The organism is Streptomyces sp. R28, assembly GCF_041052385.1.
In the GTDB taxonomy this organism is placed as follows: domain Bacteria; phylum Actinomycetota; class Actinomycetes; order Streptomycetales; family Streptomycetaceae; genus Streptomyces.
Genome location: NZ_CP163439.1, coordinates 1762859 through 1785882, shown reverse-complemented (window position 1 = coordinate 1785882; position 23024 = coordinate 1762859). Strand labels below are relative to the sequence as shown.

General features: G+C 72.3%; 21 protein-coding genes and 1 pseudogene. 12 read left to right on the top strand and 10 right to left on the bottom strand.

Annotation, left to right across the window (positions count from 1 at the left end):
• Positions 1-172: 172 nt before the first annotated feature.
• Both AB5J49_RS07705 and AB5J49_RS07700 read left to right on the top strand, forming a co-directional pair.
• A complete protein-coding gene (locus AB5J49_RS07705) occupies positions 173-1219 on the top strand; it encodes a hypothetical protein (RefSeq protein ID WP_369175075.1) in 1047 nt (348 codons plus the stop codon).
• A gap of 13 nt (positions 1220-1232) precedes the next feature.
• A complete protein-coding gene (locus AB5J49_RS07700) occupies positions 1233-2369 on the top strand; it encodes a phosphotransferase family protein (RefSeq protein WP_369167734.1) in 1137 nt (378 codons plus the stop codon).
• A gap of 16 nt (positions 2370-2385) precedes the next feature.
• Here AB5J49_RS07700 and AB5J49_RS07695 read toward each other — a convergent pair whose 3' ends face one another.
• A complete protein-coding gene (locus AB5J49_RS07695) occupies positions 2386-2823 on the bottom strand; it encodes a hypothetical protein (protein ID WP_369167733.1) in 438 nt (145 codons plus the stop codon).
• A 267-nt stretch (positions 2824-3090) separates the two neighbouring features.
• Between AB5J49_RS07695 and AB5J49_RS07690 the strand changes: the two genes are divergently transcribed.
• The 4 genes from AB5J49_RS07690 to fxsA all read left to right on the top strand — a co-directional run bounded on the left by AB5J49_RS07690 (position 3091) and on the right by fxsA (position 7306).
• Positions 3091-3531, top strand: a complete 441-nt coding sequence (locus AB5J49_RS07690) for an Lrp/AsnC family transcriptional regulator (RefSeq protein WP_016434164.1) — start codon at positions 3091-3093, stop codon at positions 3529-3531.
• Positions 3532-3627: 96 nt separating this feature from the next.
• Entirely contained in the window at positions 3628-5232 is a 1605-nt protein-coding gene (locus tag AB5J49_RS07685; RefSeq protein WP_369167732.1) for an amidohydrolase, read from the top strand.
• A gap of 560 nt (positions 5233-5792) precedes the next feature.
• A complete protein-coding gene (locus tag AB5J49_RS07680; protein WP_369167731.1) occupies positions 5793-6617 on the top strand; it encodes a polyprenol monophosphomannose synthase in 825 nt (274 codons plus the stop codon).
• A gap of 134 nt (positions 6618-6751) precedes the next feature.
• Positions 6752-7306 (top strand): FxsA family membrane protein, encoded by a 555-nt coding sequence (gene fxsA / locus AB5J49_RS07675; protein WP_369167729.1) that lies wholly within the window; start codon positions 6752-6754, stop codon positions 7304-7306.
• A 203-nt stretch (positions 7307-7509) separates the two neighbouring features.
• Here the strand turns inward: fxsA and AB5J49_RS07670 are convergent, their stop codons facing one another.
• The 4 genes from AB5J49_RS07670 to AB5J49_RS07655 form a co-directional block, all read right to left on the bottom strand.
• A complete protein-coding gene (locus AB5J49_RS07670; RefSeq protein WP_003977404.1) occupies positions 7510-7884 on the bottom strand; it encodes an RNA polymerase-binding protein RbpA in 375 nt (124 codons plus the stop codon).
• A gap of 278 nt (positions 7885-8162) precedes the next feature.
• Positions 8163-9548 (bottom strand): MFS transporter, encoded by a 1386-nt coding sequence (locus AB5J49_RS07665; protein WP_369167728.1) that lies wholly within the window; start codon positions 9546-9548, stop codon positions 8163-8165.
• A gap of 54 nt (positions 9549-9602) precedes the next feature.
• The gene (locus AB5J49_RS07660; protein ID WP_369167727.1) at positions 9603-10373 is read right to left on the bottom strand and encodes a glycerophosphodiester phosphodiesterase; all 771 of its coding nucleotides are present in this window, start codon (positions 10371-10373) and stop codon (positions 9603-9605) included.
• On the bottom strand, positions 10370-11086 hold the full coding sequence (locus AB5J49_RS07655; protein WP_369167726.1) for a YitT family protein: 717 nt from the start codon (positions 11084-11086) through the stop codon (positions 10370-10372). Before AB5J49_RS07655 ends, AB5J49_RS07660 begins: the two co-directional genes overlap by 4 nt.
• Before the next feature lie 64 nt (positions 11087-11150).
• On the opposite strand from AB5J49_RS07655, the gene AB5J49_RS07650 reads away from it, so the two are divergent.
• Positions 11151-12650, top strand: a complete 1500-nt coding sequence (locus tag AB5J49_RS07650; RefSeq protein WP_369167725.1) for a PLP-dependent aminotransferase family protein — start codon at positions 11151-11153, stop codon at positions 12648-12650.
• A 153-nt stretch (positions 12651-12803) separates the two neighbouring features.
• Here the strand turns inward: AB5J49_RS07650 and AB5J49_RS07645 are convergent, their stop codons facing one another.
• Together AB5J49_RS07645 and AB5J49_RS07640 are read right to left on the bottom strand one after the other, a co-directional pair.
• Complete coding sequence (locus AB5J49_RS07645; RefSeq protein ID WP_369167723.1) at positions 12804-14438, bottom strand: hypothetical protein; 1635 nt, start codon at positions 14436-14438, stop codon at positions 12804-12806.
• Positions 14439-14478: 40 nt separating this feature from the next.
• Positions 14479-14673 carry a hypothetical protein gene (locus AB5J49_RS07640; RefSeq protein ID WP_004002760.1) on the bottom strand — a complete coding sequence of 65 codons (195 nt, stop codon included), beginning with the start codon at positions 14671-14673 and terminating at the stop codon, positions 14479-14481.
• Positions 14674-14998: 325 nt separating this feature from the next.
• Between AB5J49_RS07640 and AB5J49_RS07635 the strand changes: the two genes are divergently transcribed.
• The 5 genes and pseudogenes from AB5J49_RS07635 to AB5J49_RS07615 all read left to right on the top strand — a co-directional run.
• Entirely contained in the window at positions 14999-15391 is a 393-nt protein-coding gene (locus AB5J49_RS07635) for an ankyrin repeat domain-containing protein (protein ID WP_369167721.1), read from the top strand.
• Positions 15392-15692: 301 nt separating this feature from the next.
• Positions 15693-17111, top strand: coding sequence for a HEAT repeat domain-containing protein (locus AB5J49_RS07630; protein ID WP_369167719.1), 1419 nt, complete (start codon positions 15693-15695; stop codon positions 17109-17111).
• Positions 17112-17308: 197 nt separating this feature from the next.
• Positions 17309-18439: a glycosyltransferase family 4 protein gene (locus tag AB5J49_RS07625; protein ID WP_369167717.1), complete on the top strand. Its 1131-nt coding sequence runs from the start codon at positions 17309-17311 to the stop codon at positions 18437-18439.
• 44 nt (positions 18440-18483) lie between these two features.
• On the top strand, positions 18484-19671 hold the full coding sequence (locus tag AB5J49_RS07620) for a glycosyltransferase (RefSeq protein ID WP_369175074.1): 1188 nt from the start codon (positions 18484-18486) through the stop codon (positions 19669-19671).
• Positions 19668-20522, top strand: a pseudogene (locus tag AB5J49_RS07615) (SGNH/GDSL hydrolase family protein); the annotation flags it as partial. The gene AB5J49_RS07620 and the pseudogene AB5J49_RS07615, both read left to right, overlap by 4 nt.
• Before the next feature lie 258 nt (positions 20523-20780).
• Here the strand turns inward: AB5J49_RS07615 and AB5J49_RS07610 are convergent.
• The 3 genes from AB5J49_RS07610 to AB5J49_RS07600 are packed head-to-tail and all read right to left on the bottom strand — an operon-like array spanning position 20781 to position 23019.
• The gene (locus AB5J49_RS07610) at positions 20781-21650 is read right to left on the bottom strand and encodes a biotin-dependent carboxyltransferase family protein (RefSeq protein ID WP_369167715.1); all 870 of its coding nucleotides are present in this window, start codon (positions 21648-21650) and stop codon (positions 20781-20783) included.
• Entirely contained in the window at positions 21647-22264 is a 618-nt protein-coding gene (locus tag AB5J49_RS07605; protein WP_369167714.1) for an allophanate hydrolase subunit 1, read from the bottom strand. Before AB5J49_RS07605 ends, AB5J49_RS07610 begins: the two co-directional genes overlap by 4 nt.
• Positions 22261-23019: a LamB/YcsF family protein gene (locus AB5J49_RS07600; RefSeq protein ID WP_369167713.1), complete on the bottom strand. Its 759-nt coding sequence runs from the start codon at positions 23017-23019 to the stop codon at positions 22261-22263. Before AB5J49_RS07600 ends, AB5J49_RS07605 begins: the two co-directional genes overlap by 4 nt.
• Between the last annotated feature and the right edge of the window lie 5 nt (positions 23020-23024).

Below are 23024 nucleotides of genomic sequence, written 5' to 3'. Positions count from 1 at the left end.
TCACCGCCAGCCCAAATCGGGCGTGAGTTCACGGACGTCCGGCTCCCTCTCTGGTCAGGTCACGCTACCTGACGTACCGTCAGGCCACCCGTATTCAGGGAGGCTTGCCGTGGCCGACGACGACCGCCCGGTACCGCTCGACGAGTACCCGGTGCACCAGGTGCCCCTGTCCATGAAGTACGTCGCGACCAGCGACCGGAACGCCTACGACCGCTGCATCTTCCACGTCCTCGACCACCAGGGGCGCGCTCTGCTGATCCTCGGCCTCGGGGTGTACCCGAACGTCGGGGTGATCGACGCCTACGCGACCCTGCGGGTCGGGGACACCCTGCACGCGGTCCGGGCGTCGGACGCGCTCGGCGAGGACCGGATGCGGCTCGCCGTCGGGCCGCTGCGCATCGAGGTCGAGGAGCCGCTGCGACGGCTGCGCCTGACGTGCGACGACGAGGAGTTGTCGTACGACATCACCTGGACCGCCGACTTCCCCGCCCTCTGGGAACCCCACCATCTGCAGCGACGCGGTGACCGGCTCAGCCTCGAAGGGCGTCGCTTCGTGCAGGCGGGTGGCGTGGCGGGTGTCGTGCGCGCGGGAGGTGCGGAGTTCCTCGTCACCCCTGCCGAGTGGACCGGCACCCGCGACCGCAGCTGGGGCGTGCGCCCCATACCGGGGGAGGAGGGCGGGCGTTTCGCCGAGGAGCATCCGACCGAGGGGTTCCACTGGATCTGGTGCCCGGTGCGCTTCGAGGACCGCTTCCTGATGGTGATCGTCCAGGAGGACGCGGACGGATACCGCTCGCTCAGTGAGGCGACGCTGGTCAGCCCCGGCCACCGCGACCGCCAACTCGGTTGGCCCCAGGCCGAGATCGCCTACCGCGCGGGCACCCGTCATCCCGAACGCGCCCTCGTCCACCTCGGCGACGTACGCAAGCCCCAGGAGCTGGAGGTGGAGATCCTGACCTCGTCCCCCCTGGCCATCGGCGCCGGCTACCCGCCCGCCGACGAGTGGCAGCACGGCACCTGGCAGGGGCGCGGCTGGACCGACCGCCATACCTACGACCTCTGTGACCCCACCGCCCATCCCCTCGCCGCCTACGGAGTCACCGACCACGCCGCGCGCTTCCGGCTGGACGGCCGGGTCGGCCACGGCATCTTCGAGCACGGCTCGTTCGGGCGGCACGACCCGAGCGGGTTCACCGGCTTCGACTCGGTCGCACCGTAAGGGAGTTGACCCCATGACCGCGGCACCCCGCCCCCGCACGACGACACGCGATCCGGACGAGCTCGCCCACCGCCTCACCGCCTGGCTCGACATGCGGCTGCCCGGCGCCAGGGCGGTCGACGTCACCGTCCCCGCGTCGAACGGCATGTCCAGCGAGACCCTGCTCTTCGGCATCGAGCAGCCGGAAGGCGCTGCGGGCCCGGGTGCCGGACACCTCGAACCCGCCGTCCACGCCTGCGCGTTGCGGCTAGCGGCGGACCCGGCGGCGTACACGGTGTTCCCGGTGTACGACATGGCCCGCCAGTACCGCACGATGCGACTGGTCGCCGACCGGTCCGACCTCCCCGTGCCGAAGGTCCTGTGGCTGGAGGAGGATCCCGGCCCGCTGGGGGCGCCCTTCTTCGTCATGGAGCGAGTCGAGGGGCGGGTGCCGCCGGACGTCATGCCGTACACCTACGAGGGCAACTGGCTGCACGCGGCGAGCGACGAGGAACGCGAGCACCTCGAGGCCGCGACGATCGCCCTGCTGGGCCGGCTGCACGACCAAGTACCGGCCGGGGACGCTCAGTTCCTCGCCCTTCCAGGTGAAGGTGACGCACTGCGTCGTCATGTCACGGCGCAACGCGCGTACTACGAATGGGTGGTTGACGGACTCGCCCGCTCACCGCTCATCGAGGACGCGTTCGACCGCCTGGAGGAGCTCTGGCCCCACGACCCGGGCACGCCGGTACTCAACTGGGGCGACGCGCGCATCGGGAACGTCGTCTACGACGGTTTCGAACCCGCGGCCGTCCTCGACTGGGAGATGGCGGCACTCGCCCCGCGCGAGGTCGACCTCGGCTGGACCGTCTATCTGCACCGCTTCTTCCAGGACCTGACGGTCGCCTTCGGGCAGCGCGGGCTGCCGGACTTCCTGCGCCGGGACCGGATCGAGGCCCGCTATGCCGACCTCACCGGTCACACCCCGCGTGACATGGACTTCTACACGCTCTACGCCGCGCTGCGGCACGCCGTCGTCATGCTGCGCATCGCCTACCGCCAGGCCCACTTCGGCGAAGTCGCCGTACCGGCGGAGGCGGACACACTGATCCTGCACCACGGCAGCCTGCGAGCCATGGTGCAGGGCAGCTACTGGGATCGAGCGACGTGACGCCGGCGCTGTGCGCTCAGGCGGCCTGCCGCCGCATGACCGGGACCCTGATGGGGCGCGAGCCCGGGCCGCCGACGTGCGAGAAGGGCTGGGTCCGCCAGTCGAGCCCCTGAGGGAGCGTCAACAGGAGGGCGGTGTCCTGCTCCTGAGGCTCCGTCGACTCGTCGGCCGAGCGGGCCTCGGCGGCCATGCGGCCCGTACCGGCACAGACCGTGAGGCCGAACGGGTTCCACGGCGAGGCGCACAGCGCGTGCTCCGGCAGGACCTCCTCGTCCGCCAGCAGGGCGATGGGCTGCGCGCAGTCCGGGCAGATCACCCGGTACATCTCGAAGGTGTCGTACGCGTCGAGCTCTTCCTCGTCGAAGGCGTCCGGTTCGACGCCCTCCGGAGCGGGCTCGACGACCGGCTGGAGCCGCTTGGGTGCGGTACGACCAGGGCGCTTAAGACTCTGCATGGATTTCTCCCCCTCGGGCTGGGCCGTGAAGGCACTGCGGCCTCGACCACAGCAAGCACTGCCCGCCCGGTCTCGGCGGTAATCACGAGAACATCACGGAGCCTGTTCGAGGCCTGTGGCGTTCGTCACATGCCGCCCGCAGGTGCCCGGCGCGGCCGGTTTGTCCCTCAGTCGGCCCACAGCTGCCTCTCGGCCACATCACAAACCGGGCATGACCTGGGCTGCTCAGGTATCCGAGGAGATCAACCGCACTGTAGGTTCTGCGTCATGGAGGAGCTGGACCGACAAATCGTGCAGCTGCTCGTCAAGGACGGGCGGATGAGTTACACCGATCTGGGCAAGGCCACGGGGCTGTCCACGTCGGCCGTGCACCAGCGGGTGCGCCGACTGGAGCAGCGTGGTGTCATCCGTGGCTACGCCGCGGTCGTCGACCCCGAGGCCGTGGGGCTGCCCATGACCGCGTTCATCTCGGTGAAGCCGTTCGACCCCAGTGCCCCGGACGACATCGCGGACCGGCTGGCCGGCGTGCCCGAGATCGAGGCTTGCCACAGCGTCGCGGGCGACGAGAACTACATCCTCAAGGTGCGGGTGGCCACGCCGCACGAGTTGGAGGAACTGCTCGCTCGGCTGCGTTCGCTGGCGGGGGTGTCGACTCGGACGACGGTGGTGTTGTCCACGCCGTATGAGGCGCGGCCGCCGCGGGTCTGAGCGCCGCGGAGCCTATAGGCGTGGGGGTATTGGCGTGGCGGCGTTGAGGAGGCCCCCAGTCCAGAGCAGCTGGAGTGAGGCGCGAGACTGGTCTCCATGAGTGAGAGCAGCGCCCAGCCGAAGACCGTCCTTCTCCGTCGCGGAGAAGTTCACAGCCCCGCCGACCCCTTCGCCACCGCGATGGTCGTGGAGCGCGGGCAGGTTGCCTGGGTCGGGTCCGAGGGGGCCGCCGACGCCTTCGCGGACGGTGTGGACGAGGTCGTCGATCTGGACGGTGCCCTGGTCACGCCGGCGTTCACCGACGCCCATGTGCACACCACCGCCACGGGCCTCGCCCTGACCGGCCTCGACCTGTCCGAGGCCCCCTCCCTGGAGGCGGCTCTCGCTCTCGTACGGGACTTCGCCGCCACCCGCCCGCACGACCACGTCCTCCTCGGCCACGGCTGGGACGCCTCCCGCTGGCCCGGCGGCCGCCCACCGACGCGCGCCGAACTCGACGAGGCCACCGGCGGCCGCCCTCTCTACCTCTCCCGCATCGACGTCCACTCGGCGGTCGTCACCACGGCTCTGCTGGAGATGACGCCGGGGCGCCTCGATGCAGGGGACGCCCCGCTCGTCGCAGGCGCCCACCACGCCGTACGCGCCACCGCGCTGAGCGCGATCACCCCCGCCCAGCGCACCGAGGCCCAGCGCGCCGCCCTGGCCCACGCCGCCTCCCTCGGCATCGGCTCCGTCCACGAGTGCGGCGGGCCCGACATCTCCTCCGAGGACGACTTCACCGGCCTGCTGCGGCTCGCCGCCGAGGAGGCAGGCCCCCGGGTCGTCGGTTACTGGGCGGAGCAGGATGTGAGCAAGGCGCGGGAGCTGGGCGCGATCGGCGCGGCCGGCGACCTCTTCGTCGACGGCTCCCTCGGCTCGCACACCGCCTGTCTGCACCAGCCGTACGCCGACGCCGCCCACACCGGCACCGCCTACCTGGACGCGGCCGCCGTCGCCGCCCACGTCACCGCCTGCACCGAGGCCGGCCTCCAGGCGGGCTTCCACGCGATCGGCGACGCCGCCGTGAGCGCCGTCGTGGAAGGCGTGCGCGCCGCCGCCGAGAAGCTCGGCCTCGCCCGCATCCGCGCCGCCCGCCACCGTGTGGAGCACGCCGAGATGCTCACGCCGGACACCGTCGCCGCATTCGCCGAGCTGGGCCTGACCGCCTCGGTCCAGCCCGCCTTCGACGCGCTGTGGGGCGGCGTGGACGGCATGTACGTCCAGCGCCTGGGTGCCGAACGCGCCCGTTCCCTCAACCCCTTCGCGGCCCTGCTGCGCGGCGGCGTCCCGCTCGCCTTCGGCTCCGACAGCCCCGTCACGCCCCTCGACCCCTGGGGCACGGTCCGCGCCGCGGCCTTCCATCACACGCCGGAGCACCGCGTGTCCGTGCGGGCCGCGTTCACGGCGCACACGCGGGGTGGATGGCGGGCGATCGGGCGGGACGACGCGGGCGTCCTGGTGCCGGGCGCGCCCGCCGACTACGCGGTGTGGCGCACCGAGGAACTGGTGGTCCAGGCCCCCGACGACCGGGTCGCGCGCTGGTCCACCGACCCCCGCTCCGGCACCCCCGGACTGCCCGACCTGACCCCGGGCCGCACGCTCCCGGTCTGCCTGCGCACGGTGGTGGGCGGACGAACGGTCTTCGTACGGCCGGGCGAGTGATCTCCCGGGGTGGCGCGAACCCGATCGGTCCGCACCACCCCGTCGTGCGACCTGCGCATCCTCCGCGCTGACCAGGGGATCTAGCGGATAACCGCAGGTCAAACGGCTGTTGACAGGCGGAGGCCCGGGGCCGATAGGTTCGGCCGAGTCCACCACCGGACGCCCGACCGGGGAACCGCGGAACTTCCCCGAACCCGTCGCAAAGCCGCTGGGTCAGGGACGGTGTGCCGCACCGGGGCACCGCCACTGGGAGCCAGGCTCAGCGCTCGCGCGGCGACGACGGAACGTTCCGGCCGGTCGGGGAGGTGTGACCCGGGTGGGGCCCGGGCGCTCAGTAGACAACGGCTTTCGGTCGACCCGCAGCCAGCGGGTCCCAGGTCGGCCCGAAGGGCGCCGGGCCCCCATCCGCAGCAGAAGGCGCGAGTCGGCGCCGCTTCACACGAAAACCTGTACTTACCCCGCTCTTGTGGAATCGACACCACCATTCGAACGTGCTGTCACGTCAGCGCAGGCCGCGACGACTATGGTGGACGTCTGCGTACGGACATGAAGGGGCAGCAGTGAACGACGGCGACGGGACCCGCGCGGCACAGGACCGGGGGAAGCAGTTCGGCCCGCTCGGCACGGCGTTGGTGATCATTCCGACCTACAACGAGGCGGAGAACATCAAGTCGATCGTCGGCCGGGTCCGCGAGGCGGTCCCCGAGGCGCACGTGCTCGTGGCCGACGACAACAGCCCCGACGGCACCGGCAAGCTCGCCGACGAACTGACCGTCGAGGACGATCACGTCCAGGTCCTGCACCGCAAGGGCAAGGAGGGCCTCGGCGCCGCTTACCTCGCCGGCTTCCGCTGGGGCATCGAGAAGGGGTACGGCGTCCTGATCGAGATGGACGCCGACGGCTCCCACCAGCCCGAGGAACTGCCCCGCCTGCTGACCGCCCTCAAGGGGGCCGACCTGGTCCTCGGCTCCCGCTGGGTACCCGGTGGCCGGGTCGTGAACTGGCCGAAGTCCCGCGAGTTCATCTCCCGTGGCGGCAGCCTCTACTCCCGTCTCGCCCTGGATCTCCCGCTGCGTGACATCACCGGCGGCTACCGCGCCTTCCGCCGCGAGACCCTGGAGGGCCTCGGCCTGGACGACGTAGCCTCCCAGGGCTACTGCTTCCAGGTCGACCTCGCCCGCCGCGCGGTCAAGGCCGGCTTCCATGTCGTCGAGGTGCCGATCACCTTCGTCGAGCGGGAGCTCGGTGACTCGAAGATGAGCCGCGACATCCTGGTCGAGGCGCTGTGGCGGGTCACCTCGTGGGGAGCGCGGGAGCGGGTCGGCAAGCTGATGGCCCGCACGAAGGCATCGCCGTCGGCCCCGTCGCGGCCGCCCCAGTCGTAACCTGCGGCCCAGCGTTCACGGCTGTCGGCCCACGACCCAACAGTCACAGATGTGACAGTCGTCACCTACGACCGCCCAGGCGGCGTCGACGTCCCCTTATCCCGCGCTGAGCCGGGCCCAGGCACACTGGACGCATGACGACTGGCGCACCGACCCCCACCTATCCCGCCCGGCCCCGGCGCTCCCGGCTGCGGACCTTTCTGCCGCTGGGCATCGCGGCGTGGCTGGTGCTGGAGATCTGGCTGCTGACCGTGGTCGCGGACATGGCGGGCGGGCTCTTGGTGTTCCTGCTGCTGCTCGCCGGCCTCGTCCTAGGCTCTGTGGTCATCAAGCGGGCGGGCCGCCGTGCCTTCCAGGCTCTGAACGAGGCGTTGCAACGCGGCGGTGCCCCGGCGGGCGGCGGTGGCAACGGCCTGATGATGCTGGGCGGCCTGCTGATCATGCTGCCTGGCCTGATCTCGGACGCGGTGGGCCTGCTCCTGCTGATCCCGCCGGTCCAGAAGGCCATGAGCGGCTATGCGGAGCGGACTTTCGACCGGAAGGTGCGTGAGGCGACCGCGGGTTCGTTCGGCGATGCCTACCAGCAGGCTCGTATGCACCGTCCCGACGGCAAGGTCGTGCAGGGTGAGGTCATCAGGGACGAGCCGGGCGATGCGCCGCAGGACCCGCGCCCGCCGTTGACCCGCTGACCCACATGGAAAGAAGCCCGGCGCCCACTGGGCGCCGGGCTTCTTTCCATGTGGGGCACCAGTTCGTCTGGCACTCCGAACCGCAGGCGTTTTTGGGTACACCAAACCGCGGGCGCCATACGTCGACTTCGCGTACGGCGCCCGCGGTTACAGGCGTTGGGTGGGCTAACCCCGCCCGAGCCCCGCAAGGGGACTCGCAGGGGTTATGCCGACTTGCGGCTGTCCCGGGGATGAACCGCGATGTTCATCGCCCCGGAGCGCAGAACAGCAAGGCGCTCCTCAAGGACCTCTTCGAGTTCCTCACGGGTACGCCGCTCCATCAGCATGTCCCAATGCGTGCGCGCGGGCTTGGCCTTCTTCTCCTCTGGACCGTCGCCATCCACGAGGAGTGCCTGGGCCCCGCAGACCTTGCACTCCCACTCCGGCGGGATCTCCGCCTCGACCGAGAAGGGCATCTCAAACCGGTGCCCCTTCTCGCATGCGTACTCCACGGCCTGGCGCGGGGCCAGGTCGATGCCGCGGTCCGTCTCGTAGCTGGTCACCACGAGGCGCGTGCCGCGAAGAGCTCGCTCACTCATGAATCGTGCCTCCCGGGCTTGTCGCCCACAGGACAGGTGTCGCTGTCGTCGTCATCCGGTCAACGTCCGGTCGGCGGTAAAGATTCCCGATCGGTGTCCCGTTCCGGGTGATGCGTCGCCGTCGTAGCCGCAGCCTTGCTGACCAATGTCGTACCCACCGGCGCCCGGTTTGTCACATCTGCTAGCAGATGTAACCCAGCGTTTCGGCATCTTTGACGCGCAGTAACGGTACGCCTGGCAGGCCAAACGCGTACACTACCGCCCTTTCACTCGGAACGCTAAATCGTCGTCGGCACCGGGTTGCCCGCGTCGCTGATCGCCTGGCGCACCGGAACCCTCGCGAGCAGGGCGAATCCGATGATGAAGAAGGCCACGAGCGAGATGATCGCGTCCCGATAACTTCCGGTGAGCTGGTACGTGAGCCCGAACAGCAGGGGGCCGAGCCAGCTCATGCCGCGGTCGCTCATCTCGTACGCCGAGAAGTATTCGGCCTCCTTGCCCGGCGGGACGAGATGGGAGAACAGGGACCGGGACAGGGCCTGGCTGCCGCCCAGGACCAGCCCGATGCCGGCCGCCAGCACGAAGAACCACACCGGCGCCCCGGCCGGCAGGAAGTACCCCGCCGCCAGCGTCACCGTCCACGCGACCAGCGAGCCGAGGATCGTCCGCTTCGCGCCGTAGATCCGGGCCAGCCGCCCCATCGCCAGCGCGCCCACCACGGCGAGCACCTGGACCAGCAGGACGGCGCCGATGAGTGTCGACTGTCCGAGGCCCAGTTCCTCGGAGCCGTAGATCGACGCCTGGGAGATCACGGTCTGGACGCCGTCGTTGTAGACGAGGTAGGCGAGGAGGAAGGCGAGGGTCAACGGGTGGCGGCGCATGTCGCGGACGGTCGCCGCGAGTTGCCGGAAGCCGGTGGCGGTCGGCTTCTTGGCCGCTTCCTCCTCCGTACCGCTCGCCTCGGCGGTGTCCTTGGCGGCCCTGCGGTCGCGCAGTCGGCGTAGCGGGATGAGCGCGAAGGCGCCCCACCACAGGCCGGCCGACGCCAGGCAGATACGGACCGCCATGCTCTCGGAGACGCCGAAGGAGTCGTGCGCCAGATACAGGACCAGGTTCACGATCAGCATCAGCGAGCCCGACGCGTAGCCGAAGGCCCATCCCCGCGAGGAGACCGCGTCCCGCTCCTCGGGCGGGGCGATCTGCGGGAGGTAGGAGTTGTAGAGCATCATCGCGACCGACTGGGCCGCGTTCGCGACGATCAGCAGGACGCCGCCGAGCAGATAGCGGTCGCCGTCCAGGAAGAACATGGCCGTGGTGGCCGCGGCACCCACGTAGGCGGCGGCACCGAGGAGAGGCTTCTTGCGGCCGGTGCGGTCCGCCGCCGCACCAACCAGGGGCATCACGAGGACGGCCACGATCACCGACAGGGACACCGAGTACGCGAAGAAGGATCCCGCGCGCACCGGGATGCCCAAGGGGTGGACGAACCCGTCCGCGTCCGCCGCCTTCTCGGCGACCGACGTCAGATAGGGGCCCAGGAACACGGTGAGCACGCTCGTCGAGTAGACGGAGCACGCCCAGTCGTAGAAGTACCAGCCGCGCTGCTCGCGCCGGCGCCCGGCTGCCTCGTCGGCCGCCTCCGTCCGCACGGTTCCGGTGCCCACCCCGCGCCCTCGCTTCCCCGTGATCCCGCGCGCGGGTGGAGGCGCGGACGGGGGTCATACCCAGACGCCGCGGTCCTCCATGACCTTGCGCAATGTGTCGATGTGATCGGTCATGATGCCATCGACTCCCAGATCCAGGAGCCGGTGCATCGCATCGGGATCGTTGATGGTCCACACGTGCACCTGGAGCCCGCGCGCGTGGGCGGCCCGGACGAAGCGGTGGTCCACCACCTGGATCCCGGACTGGGCCTCGGGCACCTGGGCGGCGACCGCCGAGCGGCGCAGCGCGGCCGGCACGCCCCAGGAGCGCAGCCGCAGATTGAGGACACCCCGGGTGCCGTACGACGTGGCCAGGCGCGGTCCGGCCAGGCGCTGGGCGCGGATCACGCGGGCCTCGGAGAAGGAGCCGACGCAGATGCGGTCCCAGGCGCCCGTGCGCTCGATCAGCTCCAGGAAGGGGTGCAGTGCCGACTCTGCCTTGAGGTCGACGTTCCAGCGCACCTCGGGGAAGGTCTCCAGGAGCTCTTCGAAGAGGGGCACCGGCTCCTTGCCGCCCACGCGCGCCTGCCGTACGTCGTCCCAGGGCAGGTCCGCGATCCGGCCCGCCCCGTCCGTCACCCGGTCCAGCGTCGAGTCGTGGAAGGCGACGATCTTGCCGTCGCGCGTGGTGTGGGCGTCGGTCTCGATGTACCGGTAGCCCAGTTCGACCGCGCGCCGGAACTGCAGTGCGGTGTTCTCCAGGCCGTCCGCCGCCCCGCCCCGGTGGGCGAAGGGGATCGGTCCGGGGTGGTCGAGGTAGGGGTGGCGTATCCGCGTGGTGCTCACGGACGCAGTATCGCGCGCGGGGGTTGCCCGGTGGCAACGACCGTGCTGCCGTCCGATGCCGAGGGGACGGCGAACACCCGCAGGAAGAGCTGGGCGAGCGGGCCGATGGACACCGCGTAGAGGACGGTGCCCACGCCGACCGTGCCGCCCAGGGTGAAGCCGGTCACGACGACCGCGACCTCGACGGCCGTGCGCATCAGGCGGACCGAGCGGCCGGTGCGCCGGTGCAGGCCGGTCATGAGGCCGTCCCGGGGGCCCGGCCCGAAGCGGGCTGCGATGTAGAGGCCGGTGGCCACGCCGTTGAGCACGATGCCGGCCAGCAGGAGGGGAAGACGCACGGCCAGGGTGTGGGTCTCCGGAAGCAGGGCGAGCGTGCCGTCCATGGCGATGCCGACCACGAAGACGTTGGAGACGGTGCCGAGGCCCGGGCGCTGGCGCAGCGGGATCCACAGGAGCAGCACCGCCGCGCCGACGAAGATCGACACGACGCCGATCGTCAGACCGGTGAGCTCGGCGAGGCCCTGGTGCAGCACGTTCCACGGCTCCAGGCCAAGGCCCGCCTCGACGAGCAACGCCGAGCTCGCGCCGTACAGCGCGAGCCCGACGTAGAGCTGTGACAGCCGCCGGATGAGATGCCCCTGCGTGAGCCGCTTTGTGGGATGCCCCTGCGTGGACAAGACGTGCCCCCCCGTGGTGGTAGTGGACTGATGCATGACACCCTGTGGCTTGGGAAGCAACGCCCTCCATGGCCAATTCGGAGAAGGTGGACTGGAAATCATGGCGCAGTGGACTTCCGCGGTGGGTGCCGCGCAGCTCGCCCGGCTCCTCACCTCCCAGCAGGACCGCCCCGCCGGCCCCGGCAGCAAGCGCCCGCCCGCGTACCGGGCGCTGGCCGACGGCATCCGGCTGTTGGTCCTGGAGGGCCGTATCCCGGTCGCCGCGCGGCTGCCCGCCGAACGTGAACTGGCCCTCGCGCTCTCCGTGAGCCGTACGACCGTGGCCGCCGCGTACGAGGCGTTGCGCACCGAGGGGTTCCTGGAGTCGCGGCGCGGAGCCGGGAGCTGGACCGCCGTACCGGCCGGGAACCCCCTGCCCGCCCGTGGTCTGGAGCCCCTGCCGCCCGAGGCACTCGGCTCGATGATCGACCTGGGCACCGCGGCGCTGCCCGCGCCCGAGCCGTGGCTGACCCGGGCCGTCCAGGGCGCCCTGGAGGAGCTGCCCCCGTACGCCCACACCCACGGCGACTATCCGGCCGGGCTGCCCGCGCTGCGCGCGATGATCGCCGACCGGTACACGGCGCGCGGGATTCCGACCATGCCCGAGCAGATCATGGTGACGACCGGGGCGATGGGCGCCATGGACGCGATCTGTCATCTGTTCGCGGGGCGCGGTGAGCGGATCGCGGTCGAGTCGCCGTCGTACGCCAACATCCTCCAGCTGATGCGGGAGGCGGGCGCCCGGCTCGTGCCCGTGGCCATGGCCGAAGGGCTGGCCGGCTGGGACGTGGACCGCTGGCGGCAGGTGCTGCGGGAGGCCGCGCCCCGGCTCGCCTATGTCGTCGCCGACTTCCACAACCCGACCGGGGCACTGGCCGACGAGGACCAGCGGCGGCGGCTGGTGGACGCGGCGCGGTCGGCGGGGACGGTGCTCGTCGCCGACGAGACGATGAGCGAGCTGTGGCTCGACGACGATCTCGAGATGCCGCGACCCGTGTGCGCCTTCGACCCCGCCGGGTCGACCGTCATCACCGTCGGGTCGGCCAGCAAGGCCTTCTGGGCCGGGATGCGGATCGGCTGGGTGCGGGCGGCTCCGGATGTGATCCGCTCTCTCGTGGCCGCGCGCGCGTACGCCGATCTGGGGACGCCTGTGCTGGAGCAACTGGCCGTGAACTGGCTGTTCGGCACGGGGGGCTGGGAGCAGGCCGTGGAGCTGCGGCGGGGGCAGGCCCGGGAGAACCGGGACGCCCTTGTCGCGGCCGTACGGCGGGCGCTGCCCGAGTGGGAGTTCGAGGTGCCGAGGGGCGGGCTCACGCTGTGGGTGCGGACGGGGGGCCTGTCGGGGTCGCGGCTCGCCGAAGTGGGGGAGCGGGTGGGGGTCCGGGTGCCGTCCGGGCCTCGGTTCGGGGTGGACGGGGCCTTCGAGGGGTATGTGCGGCTGCCGTTCACCGTGGGGGGTGCGGTGGCGGAGGAGGCCGCGGCGCGGTTGGGGGCGGCGGCGCGGCTGGTCGAGAGCGGGGTTTCCGGGGCGGGAGAGCCGGTGCGGCCCTTCGTGGCGTGACGGCGCCCGGCGTCGGGGCCGGGCGGGGGTGGGGCGCGCATCCCGGCGGCAGTGGGGTGCCGCCCTTCTTCGGGACGGGCGCCGCCCCAGCGGCTATTCGGGACGGGCGCCGCCCCAGCGGAACGACTGCGCTGCCCGCAGGCTGCGCCGACCTTACGAAGTCTCGGCCACCACAGCCTCCGCCGGCACCGGCTCCGGCTCCTGTTCTGTCTTTTCCAGCCTTCCCAGCGATTCCGCCTCCACCGGCGTCGTCCGCGCCGGCAACAGGTCCAGTACCGCCTGCCGGTGGGCCTCGCTGGTGGCGTCGTCGTACGGGTCCGGGGTGGCCGGGACCTGGAGGCGGTGGACCGGGCCCGTGCCCAGGCGGGCGTAGCCGCGGCCGGGTGGGACGTCGGCGACCGGGGTGGTGTGCGGGGGAGCGCCCAGGACCGCCTCCAGTTGCTGTGCCGTAGCCGGGCCCAGCACGACACGCGCGCGTGTGTGCTGCCGTACGGCATCGCTGAGCGCGTCCATGGTGTCCCACTGGTCGGCCACGACCACCGTGACGTTGGCCGCCCGGCCGTGCCGCAGGGGCACCTGGAGCAGGGACTGCGGGTCCTTGCGGTCGTCCGCGGCGGCGAGGTGGGAGAACGCGGTCGGGCGGTCCAGGAGGATCCACAGCGGGCGCTTGGTGTCCTCCGGTGGGGGGTTGCCCGTCTGGCGGGCCCGGTTCGTGGCGATCAGGCGTCGCTCCGCCTCGGTCGCCGCCCACTCCAGGCTCGCCAGCACCCCGGCCAGCCCGCACTCGACGGCCAGGACGCCGTCCCGTCCGATCAGGCAGGCGTACTCGCCGGTGCTGCCGCCCTCGATGATGACGACGTCGCCGTACTGCAGGGCCTGCAGGGCGATCGAGCGCAGCAGGGTCGAGGTGCCGCTGCCGGGCTGGCCGATGATCAGCAGGTGGGGCTCGGTGGAGCGGACGCCGGTGCGCCAGACGACCGGCGGTACGTCGCGCTGCTGGTCGCCGTAGGTCAGGGGGAGCGTGCGCTGGACCTGGGTGGGGTCGGTGAAGCCGAGGACCGTTTCGCCGGGGCTCGTCACGAAGCGCTGGGCGGCGACGCCGGTGGGCAGCGGGGCGAGGACGGTGACCGCGAGCTCGTTGCCCTCCTCGTCCCAGGCGAAGTGGTACTCGCGACCACGGCCGGACTTCGTGGTCAGCAGATGCTCGATCCGCGCGCGGGCCTGGGCCTCGCCGTCGGTGAAGTAGGCCGGGTAGCGGACCAGGAGATGGCTGACGCGTCCCGTGCCGTCGAACTCGTACTCCGGGAAGGCCTTCTCCCACTCGCCGCCGTGGGTGTAGAGCGGGGCCGGGTCCTCGGCGGCGGAGAAGTACGGGACCAGCGCCTCGTACAGCGACCTCAGCCGCTCCGTCTGCGACTCGTCGGGCCCGTCGGGCGTCGACGGCCCCCGGTCACGGCCCTGCCAGGCTGCCGCCGCCATCAGGGTGATGGCGGCGAGCAGCGGCCCGTACGGCACCAGTGCCACGACCAGGATCACCGAAGCCACCAGGAACAGCAGCGGTCCGCGCCTGTCCTTGGGGGTGTCGGCCCACCTGCGCCGCCCGGCCGAGGCCAGCCGGCGCAGTCCGCGGGTGATCGTGATCAACGGGTGGAGGACATCGGAGGCGCTGTCGGCCGCCGTCCGGGCCAGCTCCCGGCTTCGGGCGATCTGCGCCCGGGCCAGCTCCCGGTTCCGGGCGATCTGCGCGCTGCCTGTGCTCAGGATGCGGGGGAGGGGGCGGCGGGCCACTGCTGTCTCCTGGTGGTGCGTACGGGCGGGAGGGGCGGCGTCAGAACTGGATGCCGCCCAAGAGGCTTGCCAGGCTCTCGCCGCCGGCCTTGATGCTCGGGGCGATGGCCGTGCTGGCCAGATAGAAGCCGAACAGCGCCGAGATCAGGGCGTGCGACGCCTTCAGTCCGTCCTTGCGGAAGAAGATGAAGACGACGATGCCGAGCAGAACGACGCCTGAGATGGAGAGGATCATGTGAGCGCTCCTGGTTGGTGGGGACAGTCACCATGAGTACTTCCAGGCTCACAGGATGTATCCATACGATAAAAGGTGCAACTGGGTGAAATTCGGCAGATTTCCCTCTGGTGGCGGAGTGTCGCGGATCGGATGAGCGGGGCTGTTGCGTCCGGCCGTGTCTGCGATGATCTTTGCCTCGGTCGCATCGGGTCATGTGCCGCGCGAGCCAGTACCCTGGCGAATCACTCGTACGGCCGACACCGCTCGCCGGCCGTACCCGTGCTTCCCGCAGTTCCCGTAGTTCCCGCAGTCCCCGTGTTTGTAGTGAGAGGCGGTCCGGCCGATGACTGAAGCCCCCGACCCCGAGGTCGTGGAGCTGGCGACCAAGATCTTCGACCTGGCCCGGCAGGGGCAGACCGAGGCGCTCGTGGCGTACGTCGACGCGGGTGTTCCCGCCAACCTCACCAATGACCGCGGCGACTCCCTCGTGATGCTCGCCGCCTACCACGGCCACGCCGACGCGGTGCGCGCCCTGCTCGCCCGGGGCGCGGAGGCGGGCCGCGTCAACGACCTGGGCCAGACACCACTCGCCGGTGCCGTCTTCAAGGGCGAGACGGACGTCATCAAGGCACTGCTGGAGGCCGGGGCCGACCCGGCCGCGGGCACGCCGTCAGCCGTTGACACGGCCCGTATGTTCGGCAAGACGGACTTGCTCGAACTGTTCGGCGTGCACTGAGCCGAGCTTTCTGACCAGCGAAAACACGGAAAACGGGGGAGGCGGTACAGGGCCGCCGAAATTTCGGTCGCGGTAGATGGAAGTGCCGAGTCATCATGACGTCGTGATTCACGGACGCGATGGCTGGGCAGGTGTTGCCGCACCGCGCGGGCCGTGATGCGGTCCGCATGGGCCACCGACGAGAGGCAGAGGAAGATGGTCTACAGCAAGCAGGAAACGGCGGGCGCCCCGACGTGTTGTCACGCGGCCAGGTGAAGCAGGATCCCCGGTTGCGTCGACGCTTGATGTGAGGCTGTTTCCCATGTTCGAACCGGTCATAGCGCCCAGCGGTACGCTGCTCGGCCTGCTCCAGCGGGGCCGCGGCGACGGCACACTGCACGCGCTCACCGCCCCGCGCGCCGAGGCGCTCGCGGCCCTGAACCACTGTGTGCTGCGGGACCCCCGCCACGACTGGCAGGTGGAGAACCGCTCCCTGTACTACGCCCGTCTCTACCTCGACCTGAACGGCGAGCTGGACGACATCGAGGCGCACCTCTTCGACGTCGAGGACGCCCTCGACACCGAGGAGTCACGCACGGGGCTGGCCCTGTCCGTGCTCGGCCACCTCGCCTCCTACGGCAGGCGGGACGCCCTGGAGCTGCTGCGCAGGTACGCCGCCACGGGCTCCAACTGGGCCTGGGCCCTGGACGAGCTGGCGCTCAGGGACGACGACGCGGGGCTGCGTGCCCTCGCCGCGCCCGTCCTGGCCCGTTTCCCGGCCGATCCCGAGGGCGAGGCCGAGCTGGCCGTCGTCGTACGCGATGCTTTTGAGCCACGGCCGTGGCGGCTGTGGGCCGAGGATTCGCGTGAATCGATCGCCACGCGCGTGCGTGCCGCTCAGGAGGCCGGCTGTTTCGACCGCTGGCAACGGCAGATGCGACCTACCGGGCCCCGTCCGGGGTGGAGCGTGCAGGCTGTCTTCGAGTGGGCCCAGCAGGGCATCGAGCGCGGAGCCGCGCTTCATGTGCCCGCCGCCCGGTGTCTCACGGCCGTCGCGGGCCCCGAGGACCGGCCCGAGATCGTCGCCGCCGCCAAGGACGGCACCGACGGCGCCCGCTGCACCGCCCTGCGCTACCTCGCCGACAGCAACGACCGGGACGCCCTCGAGCTGATCGAGGCGGCCGTGATCACCGGATCGTCGGCCGTCGTGGAGGCTGCCCTAGAGGCCTTCGAGCGGATGCGCAGCGTCGCCGCCGTCGACCGCGCGCGTGGCTGGGCCCGACGGCCCGACCCGCTCGGCGCCGCCGCCGGACGCATGCTCGCCTGCCTGGGCGGGGCCGAGGACAAGGACCTCGTCCTCGCGGCGCTACGCGAGGCCGTACGGGGCGAGGGCCCCGACGCGCCGACCCTGTGGACCCTCGTCGACGGCACCGGACGGCTCGGCATCGCCTGCGCCGCCCCCGTACTGCGCCATATCTACCGCGAGACCGCCTCCTCGCATCTGCGCGGCCGCACCGCTCGTGCTCTGGCCGCCACCGACCCCTCGTTCGCGTCCGGATTCGCCGTCGAGTGCCTCTGGGACTGCGAGGAGTCCACCCGCGAGATCGCCGCCCGGCACGCCGAGACCGGTGACACGCGCGTGGTCGAGCGACTGCGCCGGCTCGCCGCCGACCCGGCCGAGGAGGACGAGGTCCAGACGGCCGTACGCAGCAGGATCGGACCGGACGCGACCGCCGGCTGATCATCGGGCGGCCATGTGTCCGCCTTGTGAATGTCGCGGAGTTCTGCCCGCCGGGTGAACTCCGGGTGACCTGCGGGTCAGGTGTGCATGGACGTGACCTGACCCGCTCGGGGGCGCAGCGGAACGCTCATGGGACGTTTGTCGTTCGGAAAGATCCACTTTGACGCGGCCACGTCCGGTGCGGCGACAACACCGGTATGCGTGTCGTCATCGTGACCGAATCCTTTCCCCCCGATGTGAACGGCGTGGCCCACTGCGCGCTCCAGACCGCCCGACACCTCGTCGATCGCGGTCACGCTCCCATCGTCGTCGCCCCGGCTCCCGCCCCCGGGAACAAGGCAGCCGCCTCCCTGGCGCCCTGCCCCGTCGTCCATGTCCCCTCCCTCCCGCTCCCCGGCTATCCCCAGGTCAGGGTCGCGCTCCCCAGCCGACGCCTCGCCGCCGCGCTGATCCAGCACCAGCCCGACATCGTGCACCTGGCCAGCCCCTTCGTCCTCGGCGTCCGCGGCATGGCCGCCGCCGCCCGGCTCGGCATCCCCGCCGTCGCCGTCTACCAGACCGACCTGGCCGGATATGCCCGCACCTACATGGGCGCCGGCGAGGCCGCGGCCTGGCGGCGCATACGCTCCGTCCACTCCGCCGCCGACCTCACCCTCGTCCCGTCCAGCGCGTCCATGCGCGATCTGGAGACCCACGGGGTGCCCCGGCTCAAGCTGTGGGCACGCGGCGTGGACACCGCCCGCTTCCGCCCCGAACTCCGTGACGAGGCGCTGCGCCGCGAACTCGCCCCGAACGGCGAGCTCATCGTCGGCTACGTCGGGCGGCTCGCCCCGGAGAAGCACATCGACCTGCTCTCCGGCGTGTGCGGTCTGCCGGGCGTGAAGGTCGTGATCGTCGGCGACGGGCCGAGCCAGCCCGCTCTCGCCGAGGCGCTGCCCGGCGCGGTCTTCCTGGGCCGCCGCGGCGGGGGCGACCTCGCCCGGATCTTCGCCTCGTTCGACGTCTTCGCCCACACGGGCCCGTTCGAGACCTTCTGCCAGACCGTGCAGGAGGCCATGGCGAGCGGCGTGCCCGTCGTCGCGCCCGCCGCCGGCGGCCCGCTGGACCTGGTCGACCACGGCCGCACCGGGCTCCTGGTGCCGCCGCGCGACGCCGACGCCGTACGGGACGCCGTGCGGGCCCTGGCCGCCGACCCCGCGCTGCGGGCCGTGTACGGGTCCGCCGCACGTGCCACGGTCGAGGGCCGCACCTGGGCCGCCATCGGCGACCAGCTCATCACTCACTACGAGGCCGTGCTCAAGGCACGGAGGCCGGCGGTGGCCGTATGAACGCCTCACCTCACGACGGTATGAACGCCTCACCTCGCGACGGCATGGACGCCTCACCTCGGACCGGCACGAACACCTCGCTGCGCATCGTCCGGATGGCGAACTTCGTCGCCCCCGCATCCGGGGGGCTGCGCACCGCGCTGCGTGAGCTGGGCAAGGGCTTCAAGCTGGCGGGCCACGACCCCGTCCTCGTCGTGCCTGGCGAGAAGTACAGCGACTGCGAGACCGAGCAGGGCCGCGTGATCACCCTGCCCGGCCCGATGCTGCCCGGCACCGGCGGCTACCGCGTGCTCGTCGACAAGCGGCGGGTCGCGGCCCTCCTGGAGGAACTCGCCCCCGACCGCCTGGAGGTCTCCGACCGCACGACGCTGCGCTGGACCGGCAGGTGGGCCCGCCGCGCCCGGGTCCCCGCCGTGATGGTCTCCCACGAGACCGCCGACGGCGTGCTGCGCACCTGGGGCCTGTCGGAGAACCTGTCCCGGCGCGCCGCCGACGCCCTCAACGTCCGTACGGCCCACACGTACTCGAAGGTCGTGTGCACCACCGAGTTCGCCGAGCGGGAGTTCGTGCGGATCGGCGCCCGCAACGTCGTACGGGCTCCGCTGGGCGTCGACCTGATGAACCGGCGTCCCACCCTGCGCGACGCGGCGCTGCGCGAGACACACGCGCGTGCCGACGAGAAGCTGCTCGTGATGTGCTCCCGGCTCTCGGTGGAGAAGCGGCCCGGCACCGCGCTGGACGCCCTGGAGTCGCTGCGTGGGCGCGGCGTGCGGGCGGTGCTCGTGGTGGCCGGAAACGGCCCCCTGCGGGCGCGGCTCGAACAGCGGGCGCAGGAGCGCGACCTGCCGGTGACCTTCCTCGGGCATGTCGCCGACCGCAGCCTGCTCGGCGCGCTCCAGGCCTCCGCCGACATCTGCCTGGCCCCCGGGCCCGCCGAGACCTTCGGGCTCGCCGCGCTGGAGGCCATGGCCTGCGGCACGCCCGTCGTGGCGAGCGCATCCTCCGCGCTGCCGGAGGTGATCGGTTCCGCCGGGGCCACCGCGGCGGACAACGGGGACGCCTTCGCGGACGCCGTGGAGATGCTGCTCGACCGTCCCGAGCGCGAGCGCCGGGAGGCGGCACGCGCGCGTGCGGAGTGCTTCGGGTGGGGTACGGCGGTGGACGCCTTCCTCACCGCGCACGACGCGGCGGTGCCGGTGCGTCCCTTCGCGCGTGCGGAGGGGGCGGCATGAGACCGCTCCGGTACGTCGCCCTCGGGGACTCGCTGACCGAGGGAGTGGGCGACCCCGTGGCGAACGGGAACGGGAGCGGGAGCGGGCGCGGGAGCGGGTGGCGCGGCTGGGCCGCGCTGCTCGCCGGGGGGCTGTCCGAACCGTCCGCCGAGTTCACCAACCTCGCGGTCAGCGGGGCACAGACGCGGGACGTGCTGGAGACCCAGCTGCCCGCCGCACTGGCCCTGCGCCCGGACGTCGCCTCCGTCCTCGTCGGGGTGAACGACACCCTGCGCGGCACCTTCGACATCCACCACATTGCCGAACGCCTCGACAAGGTCTACGCCGCCTTCACCCGGCAGGGCACCGCCGTGCTCACTGCGTGCCTGCCCGACCCCGGCTCGATGCTCGGGCTGCCCGGAGTGCTGGGCAACCCCCTCGCCCGGCGCCAGCGTGCGGTCAACGCCGTGGTGCACGCGCTCTCCGAGCGGTACGGCGCCCTGCATCTGCACGCGGCCGAGGGCGACTGGGTCGACGACCGGGCGATGTGGAGCGCGGACCGGCTGCACCCCGGGGAGCGGGGGCATCGGCAGCTGGCCATACGGTTCCACGGGCTGCTGGCCGACGCCGGCATGGCGTGGGGGACCGAGCCCGCCGCCGAGCCCGAGTTCCCGCCGCCCACCAAGTCGGCGAGCCTGCTGTGGCTGGCCACCGCGGGTACCGCCTGGGTGGTCCGGCGGTGCAACGACCTGCTGCCCCAGCTGCTGAGCCTGGCCGCCACGGAGATGCGGCACCGTGCGAAGGGCACCTGCGGCCGGCTCGACCTGCGTGCGGCACAGTCGGTGTCCATGGCGTTGGCCTCGCTGGCGGTGCCGGTGCCGGCACCGGGGGCGGCGTCGATGCCGTTGCCGTTGCCGGAGCAGCGGTCGGTGCTGGAGCAGCGGCCTGTCTCTGAGTATCGGTCGGTGCTTGAGAGGCCCGTGCTTGAGCGGTCGGCGCCGGAGACTCGGCCCACGGCGGGGCAGTGGCCCCTGCCGGAGGGGCTGTCGGTGCCCGGACAGCGCTCGGTTCCGGGACAACGGCCCGCGCCGGAGGCGGCGTAGCGCACGCCGGAGGCAGGGGTGGCGGGGTCAGCGACGGCGTACGGCCACGAAGCGGACCGGGGTGCCCGGCACCGCCTGGGCGGCGGCCGGGAGGTCGGCCGCGCGGACGACGGCGATCACCGGGTAGCCGCCCGTCGTCGGGTGGTCGGCCAGGAACACGACCGGCCGGCCGTCGGGCGGCACCTGGACCGCGCCCAGGACGACGCCCTCGCTGGGGAGTTCGCTGGTCAGGGCCCGTTCCAGGGCGGGACCCTCGGTGCGCAGCCCGATGCGGTTGCTCGCGGCGGAGACGCTGTACACGCGGGCGGTGAAGGCACGCACGGCCTCAGATGTGAACCAGTCGTCGCGCGGGCCCAGCGTCACGCGCAGGACCAGTTCTGCGGGGGGCGCCGGCTGCGGGCCGACGTCCACGCGTGCGTGAAGCCCCGTCGGCCGGCCCAGGGGCAGCACCGCGCCGTCCGTGAGGGGCGGCGGGCCGAGGCCGGACAGGAGGTCCGTGGAGCGGCTGCCGAGTACCGGATCGGCGGCGATCCCGCCGGAGACGGCCACATAGCTGCGTACGCCCGACATGGCCGCGCCGACGTCCAGGAGCGCACCGGCGGGCACGCGCACCGGAGCGCCCCAGGCGACCGGGCGTCCGTCCACCGTGACGCGGCAGGGCGCGCCGCCGACCGCGACGGTCACCGTCGAGCGAGGCCGCACCGCACAGCCGCTCAGTGTGGTCTCCAGCACGGCCGCTTCTGGGGTGTTGCCGACCAGACGGTTGACGAGTCCCGCCGCGGGCCCGTCCAGCGCTCCCGAGCGGGGCACGCCGAGGTGTGCGTGCCCGGGGCGGCCGAGGTCCTGCACGGTGGTGAGCGCCCCGGCGTGTACGACGGACAGCGCGCGGTCGCTCATGCTCTCCCCACCGGAACGAAGCGCACGCGCGTGCCGGGTGACAGCAGCGCGGCCGGCACCCGCGTGTGGTCCCACAACACCGTGTCCGTGGTGCCGATCAGCTGCCAGCCACCCGGCGACGAACGCGGGTACACGCCCGTGTACGGGCCCGCCAGTGCCACCGCACCTGCCGGTACGGCCGTGCGCGGAGTGGCCCGGCGAGGGACGTCGTAGCGAGGCGGCAGGCCGGTCAGATAGCCGAATCCGGGGGCGAAACCGCAGAAGGCGACGGTGAATTCGGTGCCCGCGTGGATGCGGGCCACCTCCTGCGCGGTGACACCCCAGTGCGCGGCGACCTCGGCCAGGTCCGGTCCGTCGTAGCGCACCGGGAGTTCGACGACGTCACGCGCGCGTGCAGGAGCGGGCGGCACTTCGGCGGTGGTCAGTTCGGAGGCCAGGCGGGCCGGGTCGGCGAGGCCGTCGAGCAGGACCGTGCGGGCGGCGGGGACGATCTCGCGGACCGACAACGAGCCCTCCGTACGGCGCCGGAGGAACTCCGCGTGCAGCGCCTGGGCCTCCTCGCCCGAGGACACCTCGACGAGCAGGGCGTCGTCGCCGACCGGCAGCGCCCTCATACGAAGGCCTCCACCCGGACACCCGACTCCTCCAGCCGTGCCCGCACCCGGCGGGCCAGCTCGACGGCGCCGGGCGTGTCCCCGTGCAGGCACAGGGAACGCGCGCGTACCTCGACGGGAACCCCTGACTGCGAGGTGACCACGCCCGAGCGGGCCAGGCCCACCGAGCGCTCCACGACGGCCTCCGGGTCGGTGACCACGGCGCCGTCCTGGCCGCGCGGCACGAGCGTGCCCCGCTCGGTGTACGCGCGGTCCGCGAACGCCTCCGTGACGGCCGGGAGTCCGGCCTTGGCGGCCAGATCCAGGACCCGCGAGCCGGGCAGGCCGAGCACGGGCAGCGTGGCGTCCGCGAGGAGCACCCCGTCGACGACCGCGCCGGCCTGCTCCGCGTCGTGCACGACGCGGTTGTACAGCGCGCCGTGCGGCTTGACGTACGACACGCGCGTGCCCGCTGCCCGCGCGAAAACCTCCAGGGCGCCGATCTGGTAGGCCACTTCGGCCGCCAGCTCGGCGGGCGGCACGTCCATCGCGCGCCGCCCGAACCCCGCGAGGTCCCGGTAGGAGACCTGGGCGCCGATCCGTACCCCGCGCTCGGCCGCCTGCTCGCACACCCGCCGCATGGTGGCCGCGTCCCCGGCGTGGAAGCCGCAGGCGACGTTGGCGCTGGTGACGACGGACAGCAGCCGTTCGTCGTCGGTGAGCTGCCAGCGGCCGAAGCCCTCGCCGAGGTCGGCGTTGAGATCGATCGAGGTCATGGGTA

Excerpts from the sequence above, each read along its gene's own strand:
- AB5J49_RS07705 (WP_369175075.1), top strand. The coding sequence starts at position 173 with ATGAAGTACGTCGCGACCAGCGACCGGAACGCCTACGACCGCTGCATC.
- AB5J49_RS07700 (WP_369167734.1), top strand. The coding sequence starts at position 1,233 with ATGACCGCGGCACCCCGCCCCCGCACGACGACACGCGATCCGGACGAG.
- AB5J49_RS07695 (WP_369167733.1), bottom strand. The coding sequence starts at position 2,823 with ATGCAGAGTCTTAAGCGCCCTGGTCGTACCGCACCCAAGCGGCTCCAG.
- AB5J49_RS07690 (WP_016434164.1), top strand. The coding sequence starts at position 3,091 with ATGGAGGAGCTGGACCGACAAATCGTGCAGCTGCTCGTCAAGGACGGG.
- AB5J49_RS07685 (WP_369167732.1), top strand. The coding sequence starts at position 3,628 with ATGAGTGAGAGCAGCGCCCAGCCGAAGACCGTCCTTCTCCGTCGCGGA.
- fxsA (WP_369167729.1), top strand. The coding sequence starts at position 6,752 with ATGACGACTGGCGCACCGACCCCCACCTATCCCGCCCGGCCCCGGCGC.
- AB5J49_RS07670 (WP_003977404.1), bottom strand. The coding sequence starts at position 7,884 with ATGAGTGAGCGAGCTCTTCGCGGCACGCGCCTCGTGGTGACCAGCTAC.
- AB5J49_RS07655 (WP_369167726.1), bottom strand. The coding sequence starts at position 11,086 with ATGCATCAGTCCACTACCACCACGGGGGGGCACGTCTTGTCCACGCAG.
- AB5J49_RS07650 (WP_369167725.1), top strand. The coding sequence starts at position 11,151 with ATGGCGCAGTGGACTTCCGCGGTGGGTGCCGCGCAGCTCGCCCGGCTC.
- AB5J49_RS07640 (WP_004002760.1), bottom strand. The coding sequence starts at position 14,673 with ATGATCCTCTCCATCTCAGGCGTCGTTCTGCTCGGCATCGTCGTCTTC.
- AB5J49_RS07635 (WP_369167721.1), top strand. The coding sequence starts at position 14,999 with ATGACTGAAGCCCCCGACCCCGAGGTCGTGGAGCTGGCGACCAAGATC.
- AB5J49_RS07630 (WP_369167719.1), top strand. The coding sequence starts at position 15,693 with ATGTTCGAACCGGTCATAGCGCCCAGCGGTACGCTGCTCGGCCTGCTC.
- AB5J49_RS07625 (WP_369167717.1), top strand. The coding sequence starts at position 17,309 with ATGCGTGTCGTCATCGTGACCGAATCCTTTCCCCCCGATGTGAACGGC.
- AB5J49_RS07620 (WP_369175074.1), top strand. The coding sequence starts at position 18,484 with ATGGACGCCTCACCTCGGACCGGCACGAACACCTCGCTGCGCATCGTC.
- AB5J49_RS07610 (WP_369167715.1), bottom strand. The coding sequence starts at position 21,650 with ATGAGCGACCGCGCGCTGTCCGTCGTACACGCCGGGGCGCTCACCACC.
- AB5J49_RS07605 (WP_369167714.1), bottom strand. The coding sequence starts at position 22,264 with ATGAGGGCGCTGCCGGTCGGCGACGACGCCCTGCTCGTCGAGGTGTCC.
- AB5J49_RS07600 (WP_369167713.1), bottom strand. The coding sequence starts at position 23,019 with ATGACCTCGATCGATCTCAACGCCGACCTCGGCGAGGGCTTCGGCCGC.